The organism is Methylobacterium currus (assembly GCF_003058325.1).
GTDB classification, from domain to species: domain Bacteria; phylum Pseudomonadota; class Alphaproteobacteria; order Rhizobiales; family Beijerinckiaceae; genus Methylobacterium; species Methylobacterium currus.
Map to the genome: position 1 here is coordinate 2634531 of NZ_CP028843.1, position 15151 is coordinate 2649681.

The window sequence follows — 15151 nt, forward strand, 5'->3', positions numbered from 1 at the left end:
AAAGCGGAGCCCGGGATCCAGAACCGCGGATGGGTGAAACTCGAAGCGGAGCGCGTCCCGCTCAATTCTGGACGTCTCGCGTTTCCGGATTCCGGGGTCCGCTTGAGCGGCCCCGGGATGACGCGGAGGGTGGTAACGGCGTGGCGAGAAGAGGCGGCGGACGGCGTGTCTCGGCCGCCTCCCCTATTCCCGCACCTTCTTCGCCCGCCCCTCCAGAAACTCCGCCAGCCGGCGCTTGGCCTCGGCGTCGCTCTGGGCCACCGCGGTCATCAGGGCCTCGGTGAGGTAGCCGGTCGCGGGGTCGGCCTCGGCGATGCGCGGCAGGGCGTGGATCAGGGCGTAGTTGGTCAGCGGCGCATTCTCGGCCGCCCGGGCGGCGAGCGCGATCGCCCGCTCCAACCCCTCGCCCGGCGGCGTCACGTAGTGTGACAGGCCGAGCCGCTCGCCGCTCTCGGCGTCGTGGACGCGGCCGGTCAGCATCATGTCGCGCATCCGCGAGACGCCGATCAGCCGGGGCAGCCGCACCGAGGCGCCGCCGCCGACGAAGATGCCACGCTGGCCCTCCGGCAGGGCGAAGAAGGCCGATTGCTCGGCCACCCGCAGGTGCGCCGAGAGTGCCAGTTCCAGCCCGCCGCCGATCACCGCGCCTTTCAGCGCGGCCACCACCGGCACCCGGCCGAACTCGATCTCGTGGAAGGCCCGGTGCCACATCCGCGAATGCAGCATCCCGGCCGGCGCGTCGCGCTCGGTCAATTCCGCGAGGTCGAGCCCGGCGCAGAAATGCGGGCCCTCCGCCGCGATCACCAGCGCCCGCACGTCGTCGGGCAGGTTGCGGGCGATGCGCTCCAGCCCCAGCACCATGCCGTCGTCGAGGGCGTTGCGCTTGTGCGGGCGGTTCAGGGTCACGATCGCCACCGTGTCCCGCCGCGTGACGATCAGGGACTCGGTGCCGAGGCCCGACAGGTCCTCTGCCATATCGGCGCTCCTCTCCGATTCTGGCTCCGGCCTGTTCGCGCCGGATTGCCAAACCTGATTTGTAATGTGATATAACTATCTCAACGGGTCAATCGGGCGATAAGCCCTGACAACCGACCCGATCAGGGAGGGCGCCGCGATGGATGACGCGAGCGGACCGGCGAGCGAACCGGCCTCAGGCTACCGAACGGCCATCGGACGGGTGGCGGTGATCGGCACCGGCGTCATCGGGGCGTCGTGGGTGTCGCAATTTCTCGCTCACGGCCTCGACGTGACCGCCACCGACCCGGCCCCCGGCGCCGAGGCGCGCTTGCGGGAGACGGTCGCCCGGCACTGGCCGATCCTCGCACAGATCGGCCTCGCGCCCGGCGCCTCGCCGGAGCGCCTGACCTTCGTGGCCGAGCCGGAGGCGGCGGTAGCCGACGCCGATTTCGTCCAGGAGAACGGGCCCGAGCGCCTGGAGATCAAGCGCGAGACCTATCGGCGCCTCGACGCCGCGGCGTCGCCCGACGTGGTGCTGGCGACCAGCTCCTCGGGCATCGCGCCGAGCGCGATCCAGGATGCCTGCCGGTATCCGGGCCGGGTGGTGCTCGGCCATCCCTTCAACCCGCCCCACCTGGTGCCGCTGGTCGAGGTCTTGGGCGGCGACCAGACCGACGAGGGCGCGGTCGCGGCCGCGATGAGCTTCTACGAGACGATCGGCAAGCGGCCGATCCGCCTGCGGCGCGAGCTCGTCGGCCACGTCGCCAACCGGCTCCAGGCGGCGCTCTGGCGCGAGGCGTTCCACCTCGTCGGCACGGGCGCCGCCACGGTGGCCGACATCGACGCGGCGATCGCCCATGGTCCGGGACTGCGCTGGGCCCTGATGGGGCCGTGCCTGCTCAATCACCTCTCGGGCGGCCCCGGGGGGCTCGCCCACACCCTCGACCATCTCGGGCCGCTGATGGAGGCGATGTGGGCCGATCTCGGCGACCCGCGCCTGACGCCCGAACTCAAGGCGATCCTGGTCCGCGGCCTCGACGAGGCGCTGGCGGGGCACGACCGCGACGCGATGGTGGCCGAGCGCGACCGGTTGCTCGTCGACCTCGTGCGGCAGAAGCGCGGGACGCGGGAACTGCCGTAATCATCGTTCAACGCAAACCAAGGGAGGACACCATGGCCAAGGTGATCGTGACGGTGGCGCCGACGGGCGGCATGGCCTCGAAGGCGCAGAACCCCAACCTGCCGACCCAGCCCGGCGAGATCGCCGAGTCGGTGCACAAGTCCTGGAAGGAGGGCGCGGCGATCGCGGCGCTCCACGCCCGCCGGCCCGACGACGAGGCGACCTGCAACGACGAGATCTATCGCGACATCAACCGGCGCATCCGCGAGCGCTGCGACATCATCCTGAACAACTCGACCGGCGGTGGATCGAGCGGCGACATGCTGGTGCCGCGCCCCGACGGGCTGTTCGAATCGAGCTTCGAGGAGCGGCTGAAGGGCTGCGAGGCCGGGGCCGAGATGGCGACCTTCGACGGCATGACCTTCGCGGACGTGCATGGCGGCCGCGAGATCCTGGTCGTGACGACGCCAAGCCGCTGCGAGGCCCTGGCCAAGCGCATGCAGGAGCGCGGCATCAAGCCGGAATGGGAGGTGTTCGGGCCCCAGCACATCCTGCAGGACGTGACCCGGCTGATCGAGAAGGGCTACGACAAGCCGCCCTACTACATCAACATGGTGCTCGGCGCCGACAAGGGCTTCCAGGGCGCGATGCCCTACTCGCACGACATCCTGGCGGCGATGATCCGGATGCTGCCGCCGCAATCGATCTTCTGCGTCTCCGGCATCGGCCCGGCGCAGCTGCCGGCGACCACCCAGGCCATCCTGCTCGGCGGCCACGTCCGGGTCGGGCTGGAGGACAACAACTACTATTCCCGCGGCCAGCTCGCCACCAACGAGCAGCTCGTCGCCCGCACGGTGCGGATCATCACGGAGCTCAACCACGAGCCGGCGAGCCCGGCCGAGGCCCGGGAGATCCTCGGCCTCAAGGCCGTCTGACGGAGGACAGGATGCGCGCCCTCCGCTCCGCCCTCCTCGCGGGCCTGATCGCCTTCGCCCCCGCCACGGCCCGGGCGGAGGGCGCCGTCTCCGGCGATGTGGTGAAGATCGGCGTCCTCGCCGACATGTCGACGGCGATGGCCGACAATTACGGCACCGGCAGCGTCACCGCCGCGCGCCTGGCGGTCGAGGATTTCGGCACGACGGTGCTCGGCAAGCCGATCGAGATCGTCGCCGCCGACCACCAGAGCAAGCCGGACGTGGCGAGCTCGCTCGCCCGGCGCTGGTACGACGTCGAGGGGGTCGACATGATCACCGACCTCGACAACTCGGCGATCGCGCTCGGCGTCCAGGCTCTCGCGCGTGAGAAGGGCCGCCTCGCCCTCATCACGGGATCCGGCTCGACGGTGATCACCGGGGCGCAATGCTCGCCCAACGGCGCGCTCTGGGTCATCGACACCTACGCGCTCTCCCGCGCCATCGCCAAGCCGCTGGTCGAATCGGGCGAGAAGACCTGGTTCAATATCGTCGCCGACATCACGCTCGGCAAATCCTTCGTTGCCGACGTGACGCCGGTGGTGACGAAGGGCGGCGGCAAGGTGGTGGGCCAGGTCTTCCACCCCCTGCTCTCGCCTGATCTCTCGTCGCAGATCCTCCAGGCCCAAGCCTCCGGCGCCGGGGTGATCGCGCTGTTCAACGTCGGCGGCGACGCGATCAACGCGGTCAAGCAGGCCTCCGAGTTCGGGGTCCTCGGCGGCAAGCAGAAGCTCGCCGGGTTCTACATGACGGCGGTCGACGTCCACGCGCTGGGCTTGCAGGTCGCGGGCGGGCTCTACCTCGCGGAAGCGTTCTACTGGGACCAGGACGACGCCACCCGGGCCTTCGCCAAGCGGTTCCACGACCGGCAGCGGGCGATGCCGAACAGCTACCAGGCCGGCGTCTACTCGGCGGTGACGCACTACCTGAAAGCCGTGAAGGCCGCCGGCACCGACGCGGCCGAGGCCGTGATGGCGAAGATGCGCGAGATCCCGATCGACGACGTCATGACGAGGGGCGGCCGGCTGCGGCCGGACGGGCGGGTGATCCGCGACGTGTCGCTGTTCCGGGTCAAGCGCCCGGAGGAGTCGAAGGGGGAGTGGGACGTGATGGAGCGGGTCGCGACGCTGTCGGGCGACGACGCCTTCCGGCCCCTCGCGGAGAGCGACTGCCCGCTGGTGAAGGGCAAGCCGTGATGCTCGGCGTCCCCACCCTGGAGCACGTCTTCGATGCCCGCATCGACGTCGCGGTGCCGGTCGAGGTCGGCGTCACGGTCGCCGGTGCCCGCCGGGTCATCGCCATCACGGGCGGCACCGTGTCGGGGCCTGCCCTCTCCGGGCGGGTCATGGCCGGCGGGGCCGATTACCAGACCATCGCGGGCGACGGGCTCACCCGGCTCCACGCCCGCTACGTGATCGAGGCCGAGGGCGGCGCCCTGATCTATGTCGAGAATACCGGCCTGCGCTTCGGACCGCCGGAGGCCCTGGAACGCCTGCGCCGGGGTGAGCCGGTCGATCCGGCCCTGATCTATTTCCGCACCGCGCCCCGGTTCGAGACCGCGGCCCCGCATCTCGCCTGGATGCAGACCAGCCTGTTCCTCGCCACCGGGGCCCGGGCGCCGGACCACGTGGCGCTCTCGGTGTACCGGGTGGGGTGAGGGCGCATATGATGTCCGCCGGATCGCTTCGCGATGCGAAAACCGGCCCCGCTCGAGCGCCGCGCGGGCTCGTGCCCCGATCTCCGAACGGATCGTTCGGAGATCGGGTTACTCCGCCCGCGCCACCGCCACCGCACCCTCGATCAGGGTGAAGACGATGCCGGCCCGGCGCAGGGCCGCCAGCACGTGGGGGCGGGAGCGCGAGGATGGCCCCTCGGACTCCTCCTCCAGGCGCCGCACGGTGGAGAGCGAGACGCCGCTCTCCCGCGCGAGGTCGTTCAGGGTCCAGTCGAGGAGGCCGCGGGCCGCCCGGAGGTGGCAGCCCTCGATCGCCCGCTCGACGCCGATCGCCGGCTCGACGCCGATCGCCGGCTCGGCTTCGCGCGACGGGCGGTCCCGGGCGGCGGCCTCGGCCCCGAGCGGCGTGATCACGGCGGTCCAGCAGACCGGATCCGGGGTCCCGTCGCGCAGGGGCACCAGCGTCATGCGGAACGGCGCCGACCCGCCCTCGGCGAGACGCAGGGTCGGCGCGATGCTGAACGGCTGGCCCACCGCGGCGAGGCGGGGCAGCTCGTCGCGCCAGCGCGACCGCTCCTCCGGCACGATCGGGCTGAGCCAATCCGCCCGCACCTCCTCGCGGCGCAGGCCCACGAGCGCCAGGAAATCGGGCCCGTACTCGGTGAGCGGCAGGCGCGGCTCGGTATGGATGAAGACCTGCGCTTCCCGCGCCAGGCTGGCCCGGCGCTGCTGCTCCAGGCGGTGCATCTCGACCAGGCGCTCGCGGTCGGTCACGTCGAGGAGCACGCCGGTCGCGGCGACCGGGTGTCCCTCCGGGCTGAAGAAGACCTCGCCGCGGCTCACCACCGTGCGCGCCGTCCCGTCAGGCCGGATCAGCCGGACCGTGTGGCTGCCGAGGAGCCCGGCCTGGACGATCTGGACGACGTCCTCGAGCACGTCGCGATCGGCCGGGTGGACGAGGCTGAGCAGCCGCTCGTAGCTCGCCGTCTCGCTCTCCGGCAGTCCGAGCAGGCGGTAGAGCCCCGACGACCAGACCTGACGGCCGGAGACGAAGTCCCAGCGCCAGGCACCGGTCAGGCCGAACGCCTCGATCAGGCGCATGAAGTCGTGCGAGGACAGGTCCGCCGGCCGTGGGCCCGCGCGATGGTCCGGAGGGTGCATCGTCATCGGGCGTCGTTCCGTCTCCGGCTTCGACCCGGAGCGGGGCGCTGGCGCGGGGCGAGGCACTGCCGGCAGTCACGATCCGCTCGCGCGACGCGCATCCGAGCTCCACTTTCCAAGGTAAACATTCCTAAGCTCAGCATTCGTGCCCGGCCCGAATAAGCTGACATGCCGCAAAGTCATATGATCATATGCCAGGCAATCACCACGGATCAACCAGGCGTGAGCCCGCGCGAGTGTTGGCGGCATGGCACGGCTGCGCCGTCTCGCGGGTTTACCGCCGCCGACCACTCGGCCGGGCACCGCGTCCGGCTCGCCTCGCGCCCTCCGAGGACAATCCGGGACGCAGGGCACGACCCGGATGCGTCACGAGGCAGCACCGGAACGCTGGTTCGCCGGGGAACAAAGACAAAATTTCTCCTTGTGAGCTTTTACGCAGAAAACATCTTCTCTGCTTCTTGGAAAAATAGAAAACCGTGTCTATTGCTGCGAGGCCTGCCCCAGACCTATCTACGGTCCTGAAGCTTCGCCCCGCGGAGCCGTGCGTCAAGCCGGATTCGACCATGCGTCCTGCCATCTTCGATCCGTTCGGCGAGCGCCTGGACCTGCGGTCCGTGCAAGGGTTCAAGCAAGAAGCCGGATGCGCGGCGACGCGCCGCCGTCCGGTCCGGACCCGGCGGATCGTCGGTGCCGTGCTGTTCTGGGTCCTGGCGGCCGGGCTGATCACGGCCCGCGGCGTCTTCTTCGATCCCAGCACCGCCTTCGGGCCCGACGCTCCAGCCCGCGTCGCCGCGACGCAAGCGCCGGAGCAATCCGCCCAGATCCTGCGCTGACGCGACGCCCTTCAGAAAACAGGGCCCCCACCCCACATCAGGTCGCGATCAGAGGCGCATCGCCTCCGGAGCCGCGAGGCTCCGTTCCGATACCGGAGCGACCCGATGCTGTTCTTCCGCAAGCGCGCCGAGATGCCCGCGCCCGACCAGATCCTGCCGGGGCGGCCTACTCTCCTGCCGACGGCGGAGCGGCATTTCGTCAACGGCCATCCGCTCAAGGGGCCCTATCCGGACGGCACCGAGATCGCCGTGTTCGGCCTCGGCTGCTTCTGGGGCGCGGAGCGCAAGTTCTGGCAGCTCGGCGATGGCGTCTTCGTCACTGCCGTCGGGTATGCCGCCGGCACCACGCCGAACCCGACCTACGAGGAGGTCTGCTCGGGGCTGACCGGCCACAACGAGGTCGTGCTCGTCGCCTACGACCCGCGCGTGATCTCCTTCGCCGCCCTGCTCAAGACCTTCTGGGAGAGCCACGACCCGACCCAGGGCATGTGCCAGGGCAACGATGTCGGCACGCAGTACCGCTCCGGCATCTACCTGCCCGACGAGGCTCGCCGGGCCGAGGCGGAGACCTCCCGCCAGACGTATGCCGCCGCCCTGAAGGCGCGGGGCTTCGGCCCCATCACCACGGAGATCCGCGACGGCGGCCCGTTCTACTTCGCCGAGGACTACCACCAGCAGTACCTGGCGAAGAATCCCGGTGGCTATTGCGGGTTAGGGGGAACCGGTGTGTCCTGCCCGATCGGGGTCGGCGTCGCGGCCGAGTGAGGCGCTCGCAGTAAGCTGCCCAACGCGGGACCGGCCGGTGCCGGTCCCGATCTCTCGTCACCGCGCCTTCAGGACCGTGCGGCAGGCCTCCGGCAGGCCCGCCAGGGTCATCGGCGGGCGCGGCTTGCCGGGCGGGCGCGGCTTGGGGTTCAGCACCGCGTCCGTGAACCAGTAATCGAGCTCGGAGCCGCAGCCGTCGCCGGCCGGCGGCGGGTCCTGGTCGTGGCAGGCCGCCTCGCCCGCCGGGCATTCGAGCCGGATATGGAAGTGGTAGTTGTGGCCGTAGATCGGCCGCACCTTGGTGAGCCAGCTCCGGTCGGACCCCGCCTCGCGGCAGAGCGCCCGCTTGATCGCCGGGTTGACGAAGATCCGCGCCACCTCCGGCTCGCGCGACACCATCTTGATCAGCCGCAGGTGCTCCGGGCGCCAGACCTCCGGGTCGATGTCGCGCCGGTCCGACCGCACCACGTTGGTGGCCGAGATCTCCTCCCGCTCGGCCCGGGTCAGGCGCCTGTCCGGCATCGGGCTCAGCCAGATATCGGCGTCGAGGCCGAGCTGGTGCGAGGCATGGCCGGTCAGCATCGGCCCGCCCCGGGGCTGGGACATGTCGCCGACGAGGAGCCCCGGCCAGCCCGCCTTGCGCGGCGCCTCGGTCGCAATCTTTTCCAGGAAGGCGACGAGCCGGGGATGGCCCCAGTTCCGGTTGCGCGACAGGCGCATCACCTGCCAGGTGGCGCCGTCGATTGGCAGCGACTCGGCCCCGGCCACGCAACCCCGGGCGTAGCCGCCGATCGCCTGGGGCGGCAGGGCCGCCGGCGTCGTCGCACGGCCGAACAGGGCTTTCGCCGGCGTGGACGGATCGTCCGGATTGGCGAGCGGCGGCAGCGGCTTCGGGTTGAGGGTGCCGCGATCCTGCGCGAGGGCGGGAGCGGCGAGCGCGAGGAGGACCGTCAGGACGGCGGCACGGCAGATCGGCATGGGACCGGGGTTTTATGGGACCAGGGTTATGGAACGCAGGGGCATGAGCCGCGGAGGCATGGGCCGCGGAAGCATGGGCCGCAGGCTAGCGCCCCGATCGCCCGCGGGGAACTGCCTCGCTGCTCCGCCATTCGCCGCAGCGGTTACGGCAGGCCCCTCACGGTCGAGCCTCGGAACACGCTCCGCTGCAGCAGCGTTGCCGGGGAAGAGTGAGGATTCTGGAGAGTTCCGATGACCACCGTCGCACCGACCGTCGGCGACCGCTCCGACATGGGCAGCACCAGCACCAGCGAGACCAACGCGCTGATCGCCAGCGACCGCGTCGAGGGCACCACCGTGCGCCGCCCGAACGGCGACAGCATCGGCCGCATCGAGCGCCTGATGATCGAGAAGGCCACCGGCAAGGTCGTCTATGCCGTGATGAGCTTCGGCGGCTTCCTCGGCATCGGCGAGGGCTATCACACCATCCCGTGGTCGACCCTGCGCTTCGCGCCGGAGCTGGACGCCTACGTGATCGACCTCACCGAAGAGCAGCTCCGCGCCGCCCCGCCGGCCTCGGCGGAGGGCAACGATCCTTCCTTCGACCGGAAGTGGGAGGAGCACGTTCACAGCTACTTCAACGCCACGCCGTACTGGAGCATCTGATACCGACGGTCGCAAGAAAACGACCATTGGTTCCGTTCTCGAATTTTCACCAAGCTCAATTCTCGCCAATCTTGATTCTCGCCAAGCCCAAGGTCCCGGACTTCTGGGCTCGGCAGCCAAAATGCGAGATGGATCAACGGCCTCGTCGATCCCGGGCCTGCCCGGGATCGAGTCGATGCGTCAGTATCCGAGGCCGCCGGCATGACGTGTCCCGGCGGGGGCCGCCTCACGGCGCCTCCGCCGGGACGCCCGACAGGGTCCAGCGGCACAGGCTCGTCCCCTTCACCTTCAGGCAATCATAGGCGATGCCGCCGATCACCACCCGTTCGGCATTGCCCTCGATCCGTTCGCGGCCGACCCGCGAGCAGCCGAGGTGATCGGCCTTTGGGTCCGCCAGCCGCGACGTGATCGCGGCGGGGTTCCCCCCTGTCTCCGCCATCATGATGCGCAGGTTGGACAAGGCCCCGCAGGTCAGGACCTTCTCGGGCGCGGCAGGCTTGGCGGGCGCCTTCGCCCTCTGAGCGCTCGCCGGCTCCGCCAGCAACGCGAGGACGAGCCAGCACCCGGCCCGCAATCCGGAGAGGACGCGCGTCACGCGCCGGCCCTCATCGATCAGAGGCCTCCCATGCGGCGCACCAGCGCCCACTCCGCCTCGCTGACCGGCTGCACTGACAGGCGCGAGTTGTTGACGAGCACCATCTCGCGCAGGGCCGGCTCGGCCTTGATCGCCTCCAGGGTGACGGGAAGAGGGAGCGCCGCGACCGCCTTCAGGTCGACCATGCCGAAGCGGCCGCTCTCGTCGGTAGGGTCGGGATAATAGGTGCGGATCACCTCGACGATGCCGACCACCGCCTTGCCCTCGTTCGAGTGATAGAAGAAGCCCTGCTCGCCGAGCCGCATCGCTTCGAGGTTCTTGCGGGCGACGTGGTTGCGCACCCCGTTCCAGTAGGTCCCCGCCGCGCCGGCGGCGACCTGGTCGTCCCACGACCAGACCGAAGGCTCGGACTTGTAGAGCCAGTACGCCATGCCGTCGTCTTTCCTCTCGCGTGATGCGCCCATCGTCTCGCGCGTGCGAGGCGCCCATGCACTCTCGCGCGCGAGGCGCGCATGCACTCTCTCGCACGAGGCGCCTATGCATTCTCGCGCGCGAGGCGCACATGGCCCCCATCGCCCGATCCGGGGTCGGGAGTCCAGGGGGCAGGGCAGGCCCGTCCTGTGGTCACCTGACCCAGGGTTCGCCGGGGCGGCGCGTGCCGCCGCGGCGATCGCGGCCGAAAGACTTCCAACATAGCACGAGCTCGCCGAGCCCTCGAAAGCTGACGCCACGAGCCGGACGGAGAACCCGCGCATCATCACGTCGACGGCGTGACGACGACGCGGAGCGGCCCGATCGTGGACTGGACCTGGTTTCTCTCGGCGGGCGCGTTCGCGGTCGCGATGTCGGCGCCGCCCGGCCCCAACAACACCATGGCGGTGGCCTCCGGGGCGACCTGCGGCTTCGCCCGCACGGTGCCGCACATGCTCGGCATCGCGGCGGGTTTCGCCGTGATGCTGCTCGTTCTGGGCACGGCCGGCCTGCCGCTGCTCACCGATCCGCGGGTCCATGCGGTCCTGAAACGGGGCGGGGCGGCCTCCCTGCTGCGGCTCGCCTGGAAGCGCGCGAGGTCCGACCCCGAGCCGGCCGACCCCGCCACGCACACGTCCGGGCGCCACTCGGATTCCTGCAGGCGGCCCTGTTCCAGTGGGTGGAACCCGTAGGCCTGGGTCATCGCCGCGGGCGCGCTCGCCACCTACGCCGCCCAAACCGAGGATGCGCCGTTCGCCGCGACCATGATCCTGGCGGTCCTGTTCGGGCTCGTCGCCCTGCCCTGCCTGGGCTTCTGGACGCTGATCGGCGTCGGCACCGCCCGGGTGCTGAGGGCGCGACGGGCCTTGCGGCTGTTCAACCTCGCCATGGCGGGCTGCCGGTGATGTCCCTGCGGCCGGCCCTGAGGGAGTATCGGAACAAGCCGCGTTTCCCGTGAAACACTTTCGCGGGTGCGCGGGCCGGGGCCGGCCCGCGCGAACCCGCCTTACGCGACGCCGCCCTGCGCCTGGGCCTCGGCGGCCTTCTGGCGGTAGAGGCCGACGAAGTCGATCGGGTCGATGTAGAGCGGCGGGAAGCCGCCGTTGCGCACCGCGTCGGCGATGATCTGGCGGGCGAACGGGAACAGCAGCCGCGGGCACTCGATCATCACCGCCGGATGCATCTGGTCCTGCGGGATGTTGCGCAGGCGGAAGATGCCCGCATAGGTCAGCTCGAAGGCGAACAGCACCTCGGCGCCGATCTTGGCGTCGCCCTCGAGACGCAGGTCGACCTCGAAATCCTCCTCGGCGAGCTGCCGGGCGTTGACGTTGACCTGGATGTTGATCTGCGGACCCTGCTGCTGCGGCTGCAGCGAGCGCGGCGCATTCGGGTTCTCGAAGGAGAGGTCCTTGGCGTATTGCGCGAGGGCGTTGAGGGTCGGCGTGAAATCGTCGGGCTGCGCCGCGGCGCCACCGTTGCCGTTCGGGACCGGGGAGTCGGCCATGGCGGAGGGTTCCTTCGAGGGCTGGACGTAAACGACGAACCGGCACGCGCTGGCGCGAAAAACGGCGCGCACGCCGGCGGCGTTGCCGCTATCATGCCCGCAGGCCGCGAACAAGCAGAGGCGCCGATCATCTCTTCCGCGTCACGGCCTCCCGTCTCCCCGCCGCAGCGGCAGGCCGGCATCCCTCCGAAATGCGGCAGGAATTCACGCATTCCCGATCCGCGCATCCTCGCGGGCGGGCGCCTGGATACCGCGAGGCCCTGTCCCCATATCTTCCGAAGGGCCCGCGGTGCGGCGCCGGCCGGACGCTTGCCTTGCCCCGGTCCCGGTGCCAAAGCCGTCGACGCGCCGGAGAGGTCGCAAGCTGTGCCGGGGCGGTCAGGGATGCTCCGCGTAAAGCCGCCAAGAACGGATCGATGAACGGATCGATGATGCAGGATTCCCTCGACCTTACGACCCTCATCTTCCTCGGGCTTGCGGTCTTCGTGATCTGGAAGCTGCGCTCGGTCCTCGGGCAGAAGACCGGGAGTGAGCGGCCGCCCTTCAACCCGCTGGCCCGGCGCGAGGAGCCGCCCGCCGCTCCCCGCGACGGCGACAACGTCGTGCGGCTGCCGGGCGCCGGCCCCGAGCGCGGCGCCGCCGCGCCGGTCGCGACTGCGGTGCCGCGCAACTGGAAGGGCGTGGTCGAGCCGAACTCGCCCGCCGCCCGCGGCCTCGACCTGATCCTCCAGCAGGAGCCGAGCTTCGACCCACGCGCCTTCACCGACGGCGCCAAGGTCGCCTACGAGACGATCGTGACGGCCTTCGCCAAGGGCGACCGCAAGACTCTCAAGACCCTGCTCTCGCGCGAGGTCGCAGACGGGTTCGAGCGGGCGATCCAGGGCCGCGAGCGCGCCGGCCAGACCGTCGAGACCACCTTCGTGTCGATCGACCGGGCCGAGATCGTTGGGGTCGACGTGCGCAACCGCGTGGCGCAGGTCACCGTGCGCTATCTCTCGAAGCTGATCACCGCCACCCGCGGCCCGCAGGGCCAGGTGGTCGACGGCAGCCCCGAGAAGGTCGTCGACGTGACCGACGTTTGGACCTTCGCCCGCACCCTCGGCAGCCGCGACCCGAACTGGCAGCTCGTCGCCACGGAAGCCGGGCATTGAGGGGGCCGTGCCGGCGGCTTGATCGGCCGCCGGCCCTCGGCGACAATCCCCCGTCGTCACGATCATCCGCTGCCAAGCTCCCGTGTTGTCTTGTGCGGCGCGACCATTGAACAGCTTTCCCGGGGCCGGAGCCCGACAAGCCCATGCCACCGGCCCTCGGCCTCAGTTTCGCTGCCAGTCCTGTCATCGGACGCGTTGCCGCCGGACTGCTCGTTTCCGCCTTCCTCGCCTGCGGCGGTCGGGTGAAGGCCGCCCCGTTGCGGGTCGGCGAGGCGGTTCTCGAACCCGTCCCCTTCAGTGCCCTGCCGGGCTTCGCCCACGATGACCTCGCGGCGGCCCTCGCGGCCTTCCGGGCGACCTGCGCGGCACCGGCCGGCCCGGTCCTCGCAGAGGCGGCGCCGGGCGCGCCGAGCCAGGATCTCGCCAGGCCCTGCGCCGCCTCGGTCGATGTGCCGCCGGAAGGGGCACGAACGTTCTTCGAGCAGAACTTCTCCGCCTACCACGTCCTGCGGCCGAGCCGCGACACCCTGTCGGAGCGCAGCAACGGCTTCCTCACCGGCTATTTCGAGCCCGAACTCGCCGGTTCGCCAGTGCCGAATCCGGACTTCACCGTGCCGGCCCTGGGCCGCCCCGACGATCTCGTCTCGCTGGAGCCCGGCGAGACCCGGCCCGGCCTCGATCCCTCGTTTCGTGCCGCACGCCGCGACGGCGACGCCTTCCTTCCCTATCCGGACCGGGCTGCGATCGAGGACGGGGCGCTCGGGGCCCGCGCCCGCCCGCTGCTCTGGCTGCGCGACGCCGTCGACCTCTTGGTGCTGCAAGTCCAGGGCTCCGGCCGGGTGCGCCTGCCCGATGGCCGCTCGGTGCGCCTCGCCTATGACGGCCGCAACGGCCGGCCCTACACCTCGGTCGCCCGCCTGATCGTCACCGGCGGCCACCTGCCGCTCGAAGGCCTGACGCTCGCCCGCTGGACCGGCTGGCTGCGCGCTCATCCGGACATCGCCCGCGACCTGATCCGCCGCAACGCCTCCTACGTCTTCTTTCGCATCGACGAGAGCATCCCGGAGGGGACCGGCCCGCGCGGCGGCGCCGGCGTGCCGCTGACCGCCGGGCGCAGCCTCGCGGTCGACGCCACCCTGTGGCGCTACGGCCTGCCGTTCTGGCTGGAGGGAACGCTGCCGGATCCGGAGGGCGGCAGCGCCCCTCTCCACCGCCTCGTGGTGGCGCAGGATACCGGCTCGGCGATCCTCGGGCCGGCCCGCGGCGATCTCTATCTCGGCACCGGCGCCCGGGCCGGTGCGACCGCCGGCCTGTTGCGCGACCCGGCGCGTTTCGTGGTGCTGCTGCCGAAACAGGGCACCGCAGGAGCCGCGCCGTGACCGAGCCGCGCCGTCCCCGGCGGATACGCCGCCTCTCCTCCGAGGAGAGCCGGCTCTGGACCGAGATCTCCCGCCTGGTCACTCCCTTGCGCGGGCGGGCCGCGCCCACAGCCCCCTCCCCTCCCCCACCGCCGGAGCCCGCACCGGCTCCGATCGCCGTGACGGCGCGGCCCCGTCGACCCGCGGCGAAGTCGCCGGTACCGATCCCGAAGACGATGCCGAGCCCGCCTCCTCCGGCGCCGGCCCTGCCGCCGCTGGCGCCCCTCGAGCGACGGGTGCGCACCGCCCTGCGCCGTGGCTCGCGGAGCGTCGACGCATCGATCGACCTGCACGGGATGCGCCAGGCCGAGGCTCACGCAGCCCTGATCGGCTTCCTGCACCGCTCCCGGGCAGCGGGTCACGCGGTGGTGCTGGTCGTCACCGGCAAGGGGGGGAATGCCGGCGATCCTTATGCCGAGCGCGGTGTCCTGCGTCGCAGCGTGCCGCATTGGCTGCGCCTACCCGAGTTGCGCTCCATGGTCGTCGGCTTCGAGGAGGCCGCGCACCATCATGGGGGCGGTGGAGCCCTCTATATCCGCCTGCGTCGCCGTTGATCTCTGCGCCGCGGACCGCATCCCCGCCCCGTCCTCTCGCAGGGATACTGCGCCGTACCGGCAAAATACCTCGAAGCTTGCCCGGGAATGCCTCGAGCTCGGCGGTTATGGTAATGATAGAAGGTTGTAATCTGGGAGTTAAACCTTCCAAATGTTAATGCGGCGATGCGACGACTGCGCCGATAGTTGGCCGTGCTTCGGGCGCGGCCGGAGCATCCGTGCCGGGGCCGACCTGTCCTGCGGTGCCGCCGCACCGCGCCTCTCCCCACTTTTCCCCACCGGGGACTTGAGTCGACGACGAGGACCCGTTACATAAAGTCGTTCCCTCCTCCATCGTCACGTCACGTCGCATC

Annotated in this window: 18 protein-coding genes; 12 read left to right on the top strand and 6 right to left on the bottom strand. The window is 70.9% G+C overall.

Translation table 11 applies throughout. The features are described from left to right. Window positions 1-183: 183 nt before the first annotated feature. Window positions 184-975: a crotonase/enoyl-CoA hydratase family protein gene (locus DA075_RS12475; RefSeq protein ID WP_099953507.1), complete on the bottom strand. Its 792-nt coding sequence runs from the start codon at window positions 973-975 to the stop codon at window positions 184-186. Window positions 976-1114: 139 nt separating this feature from the next. Here DA075_RS12475 and DA075_RS12480 point away from each other — a divergent pair, with 139 nt between their 5' ends. From DA075_RS12480 to DA075_RS12495, 4 genes are read left to right on the top strand one after another with little or no spacing between them, the layout of a single operon-like run. Continuing rightward, window positions 1115-2098 carry a 3-hydroxyacyl-CoA dehydrogenase NAD-binding domain-containing protein gene (locus DA075_RS12480; protein WP_099953508.1) on the top strand — a complete coding sequence of 328 codons (984 nt, stop codon included), beginning with the start codon at window positions 1115-1117 and terminating at the stop codon, window positions 2096-2098. 32 nt (window positions 2099-2130) lie between these two features. After that, window positions 2131-3012 carry a beta-keto acid cleavage family enzyme gene (locus DA075_RS12485; RefSeq protein WP_099953509.1) on the top strand — a complete coding sequence of 294 codons (882 nt, stop codon included), beginning with the start codon at window positions 2131-2133 and terminating at the stop codon, window positions 3010-3012. 11 nt (window positions 3013-3023) lie between these two features. Further along, complete coding sequence (locus DA075_RS12490) at window positions 3024-4244, top strand: ABC transporter substrate-binding protein (protein ID WP_099953510.1); 1221 nt, start codon at window positions 3024-3026, stop codon at window positions 4242-4244. Then, complete coding sequence (locus DA075_RS12495) at window positions 4244-4705, top strand: DUF3237 domain-containing protein (RefSeq protein WP_099953511.1); 462 nt, start codon at window positions 4244-4246, stop codon at window positions 4703-4705. The genes DA075_RS12490 and DA075_RS12495 overlap by 1 nt, the downstream gene beginning before the upstream one ends. Before the next feature lie 108 nt (window positions 4706-4813). Here DA075_RS12495 and DA075_RS12500 read toward each other — a convergent pair whose 3' ends face one another. Continuing rightward, a complete protein-coding gene (locus tag DA075_RS12500) occupies window positions 4814-5890 on the bottom strand; it encodes a PAS domain-containing protein (RefSeq protein ID WP_099953512.1) in 1077 nt (358 codons plus the stop codon). A gap of 557 nt (window positions 5891-6447) precedes the next feature. Between DA075_RS12500 and DA075_RS12505 the strand changes: the two genes are divergently transcribed. Next, a complete protein-coding gene (locus DA075_RS12505) occupies window positions 6448-6717 on the top strand; it encodes a hypothetical protein (protein WP_099953513.1) in 270 nt (89 codons plus the stop codon). Between the two features lie 105 nt (window positions 6718-6822). Continuing rightward, complete coding sequence (msrA, locus tag DA075_RS12510; protein WP_099953514.1) at window positions 6823-7482, top strand: peptide-methionine (S)-S-oxide reductase MsrA; 660 nt, start codon at window positions 6823-6825, stop codon at window positions 7480-7482. Window positions 7483-7539: 57 nt separating this feature from the next. Here the strand turns inward: msrA and mepA are convergent, their stop codons facing one another. Beyond that, window positions 7540-8460: a penicillin-insensitive murein endopeptidase gene (mepA, locus tag DA075_RS12515; RefSeq protein WP_099953515.1), complete on the bottom strand. Its 921-nt coding sequence runs from the start codon at window positions 8458-8460 to the stop codon at window positions 7540-7542. Between the two features lie 270 nt (window positions 8461-8730). Between mepA and DA075_RS12520 the strand changes: the two genes are divergently transcribed. After that, entirely contained in the window at window positions 8731-9105 is a 375-nt protein-coding gene (locus DA075_RS12520) for a PRC-barrel domain-containing protein (protein ID WP_164712543.1), read from the top strand. Between the two features lie 226 nt (window positions 9106-9331). On the opposite strand, the gene DA075_RS12525 is transcribed toward DA075_RS12520, so the two are convergent. Together DA075_RS12525 and DA075_RS12530 are read right to left on the bottom strand one after the other, a co-directional pair. Continuing rightward, window positions 9332-9700, bottom strand: coding sequence for a hypothetical protein (locus tag DA075_RS12525; RefSeq protein WP_244936567.1), 369 nt, complete (start codon window positions 9698-9700; stop codon window positions 9332-9334). Between the two features lie 17 nt (window positions 9701-9717). After that, entirely contained in the window at window positions 9718-10131 is a 414-nt protein-coding gene (locus DA075_RS12530) for an EVE domain-containing protein (protein WP_099953517.1), read from the bottom strand. Window positions 10132-10497: 366 nt separating this feature from the next. Between DA075_RS12530 and DA075_RS37120 the strand changes: the two genes are divergently transcribed. Both DA075_RS37120 and DA075_RS37125 read left to right on the top strand, forming a co-directional pair. After that, window positions 10498-10863, top strand: coding sequence for a LysE family translocator (locus tag DA075_RS37120; RefSeq protein WP_210207032.1), 366 nt, complete (start codon window positions 10498-10500; stop codon window positions 10861-10863). A gap of 72 nt (window positions 10864-10935) precedes the next feature. After that, window positions 10936-11076 carry a hypothetical protein gene (locus tag DA075_RS37125; RefSeq protein ID WP_210207033.1) on the top strand — a complete coding sequence of 47 codons (141 nt, stop codon included), beginning with the start codon at window positions 10936-10938 and terminating at the stop codon, window positions 11074-11076. 101 nt (window positions 11077-11177) lie between these two features. Here DA075_RS37125 and secB read toward each other — a convergent pair whose 3' ends face one another. Continuing rightward, complete coding sequence (secB, locus tag DA075_RS12540; RefSeq protein ID WP_099953518.1) at window positions 11178-11675, bottom strand: protein-export chaperone SecB; 498 nt, start codon at window positions 11673-11675, stop codon at window positions 11178-11180. 431 nt (window positions 11676-12106) lie between these two features. On the opposite strand from secB, the gene DA075_RS12545 reads away from it, so the two are divergent. The 3 genes from DA075_RS12545 to DA075_RS12555 all read left to right on the top strand — a co-directional run bounded on the left by DA075_RS12545 (window position 12107) and on the right by DA075_RS12555 (window position 14798). Continuing rightward, a complete protein-coding gene (locus DA075_RS12545) occupies window positions 12107-12826 on the top strand; it encodes a Tim44/TimA family putative adaptor protein (protein WP_174800165.1) in 720 nt (239 codons plus the stop codon). Window positions 12827-12969: 143 nt separating this feature from the next. Continuing rightward, complete coding sequence (gene mltA, locus DA075_RS12550; RefSeq protein WP_099953519.1) at window positions 12970-14205, top strand: murein transglycosylase A; 1236 nt, start codon at window positions 12970-12972, stop codon at window positions 14203-14205. Further along, window positions 14202-14798, top strand: coding sequence for a Smr/MutS family protein (locus tag DA075_RS12555; RefSeq protein ID WP_099953520.1), 597 nt, complete (start codon window positions 14202-14204; stop codon window positions 14796-14798). Before mltA ends, DA075_RS12555 begins: the two co-directional genes overlap by 4 nt. Window positions 14799-15151 lie beyond the last annotated feature (353 nt).

What these genes read in the sequence shown, in the direction of transcription:
- DA075_RS12475 (WP_099953507.1), bottom strand. Translation starts at nt 975, where the DNA reads ATGGCAGAGGACCTGTCGGGCCTCGGCACCGAGTCCCTGATCGTCACG.
- DA075_RS12480 (WP_099953508.1), top strand. Translation starts at nt 1,115, where the DNA reads ATGGATGACGCGAGCGGACCGGCGAGCGAACCGGCCTCAGGCTACCGA.
- DA075_RS12485 (WP_099953509.1), top strand. Translation starts at nt 2,131, where the DNA reads ATGGCCAAGGTGATCGTGACGGTGGCGCCGACGGGCGGCATGGCCTCG.
- DA075_RS12490 (WP_099953510.1), top strand. Translation starts at nt 3,024, where the DNA reads ATGCGCGCCCTCCGCTCCGCCCTCCTCGCGGGCCTGATCGCCTTCGCC.
- DA075_RS12495 (WP_099953511.1), top strand. Translation starts at nt 4,244, where the DNA reads ATGCTCGGCGTCCCCACCCTGGAGCACGTCTTCGATGCCCGCATCGAC.
- DA075_RS12500 (WP_099953512.1), bottom strand. Translation starts at nt 5,890, where the DNA reads ATGACGATGCACCCTCCGGACCATCGCGCGGGCCCACGGCCGGCGGAC.
- DA075_RS12505 (WP_099953513.1), top strand. Translation starts at nt 6,448, where the DNA reads ATGCGTCCTGCCATCTTCGATCCGTTCGGCGAGCGCCTGGACCTGCGG.
- msrA (WP_099953514.1), top strand. Translation starts at nt 6,823, where the DNA reads ATGCTGTTCTTCCGCAAGCGCGCCGAGATGCCCGCGCCCGACCAGATC.
- mepA (WP_099953515.1), bottom strand. Translation starts at nt 8,460, where the DNA reads ATGCCGATCTGCCGTGCCGCCGTCCTGACGGTCCTCCTCGCGCTCGCC.
- DA075_RS12520 (WP_164712543.1), top strand. Translation starts at nt 8,731, where the DNA reads ATGGGCAGCACCAGCACCAGCGAGACCAACGCGCTGATCGCCAGCGAC.
- DA075_RS12530 (WP_099953517.1), bottom strand. Translation starts at nt 10,131, where the DNA reads ATGGCGTACTGGCTCTACAAGTCCGAGCCTTCGGTCTGGTCGTGGGAC.
- DA075_RS37125 (WP_210207033.1), top strand. Translation starts at nt 10,936, where the DNA reads ATGATCCTGGCGGTCCTGTTCGGGCTCGTCGCCCTGCCCTGCCTGGGC.
- secB (WP_099953518.1), bottom strand. Translation starts at nt 11,675, where the DNA reads ATGGCCGACTCCCCGGTCCCGAACGGCAACGGTGGCGCCGCGGCGCAG.
- DA075_RS12545 (WP_174800165.1), top strand. Translation starts at nt 12,107, where the DNA reads ATGCAGGATTCCCTCGACCTTACGACCCTCATCTTCCTCGGGCTTGCG.
- mltA (WP_099953519.1), top strand. Translation starts at nt 12,970, where the DNA reads ATGCCACCGGCCCTCGGCCTCAGTTTCGCTGCCAGTCCTGTCATCGGA.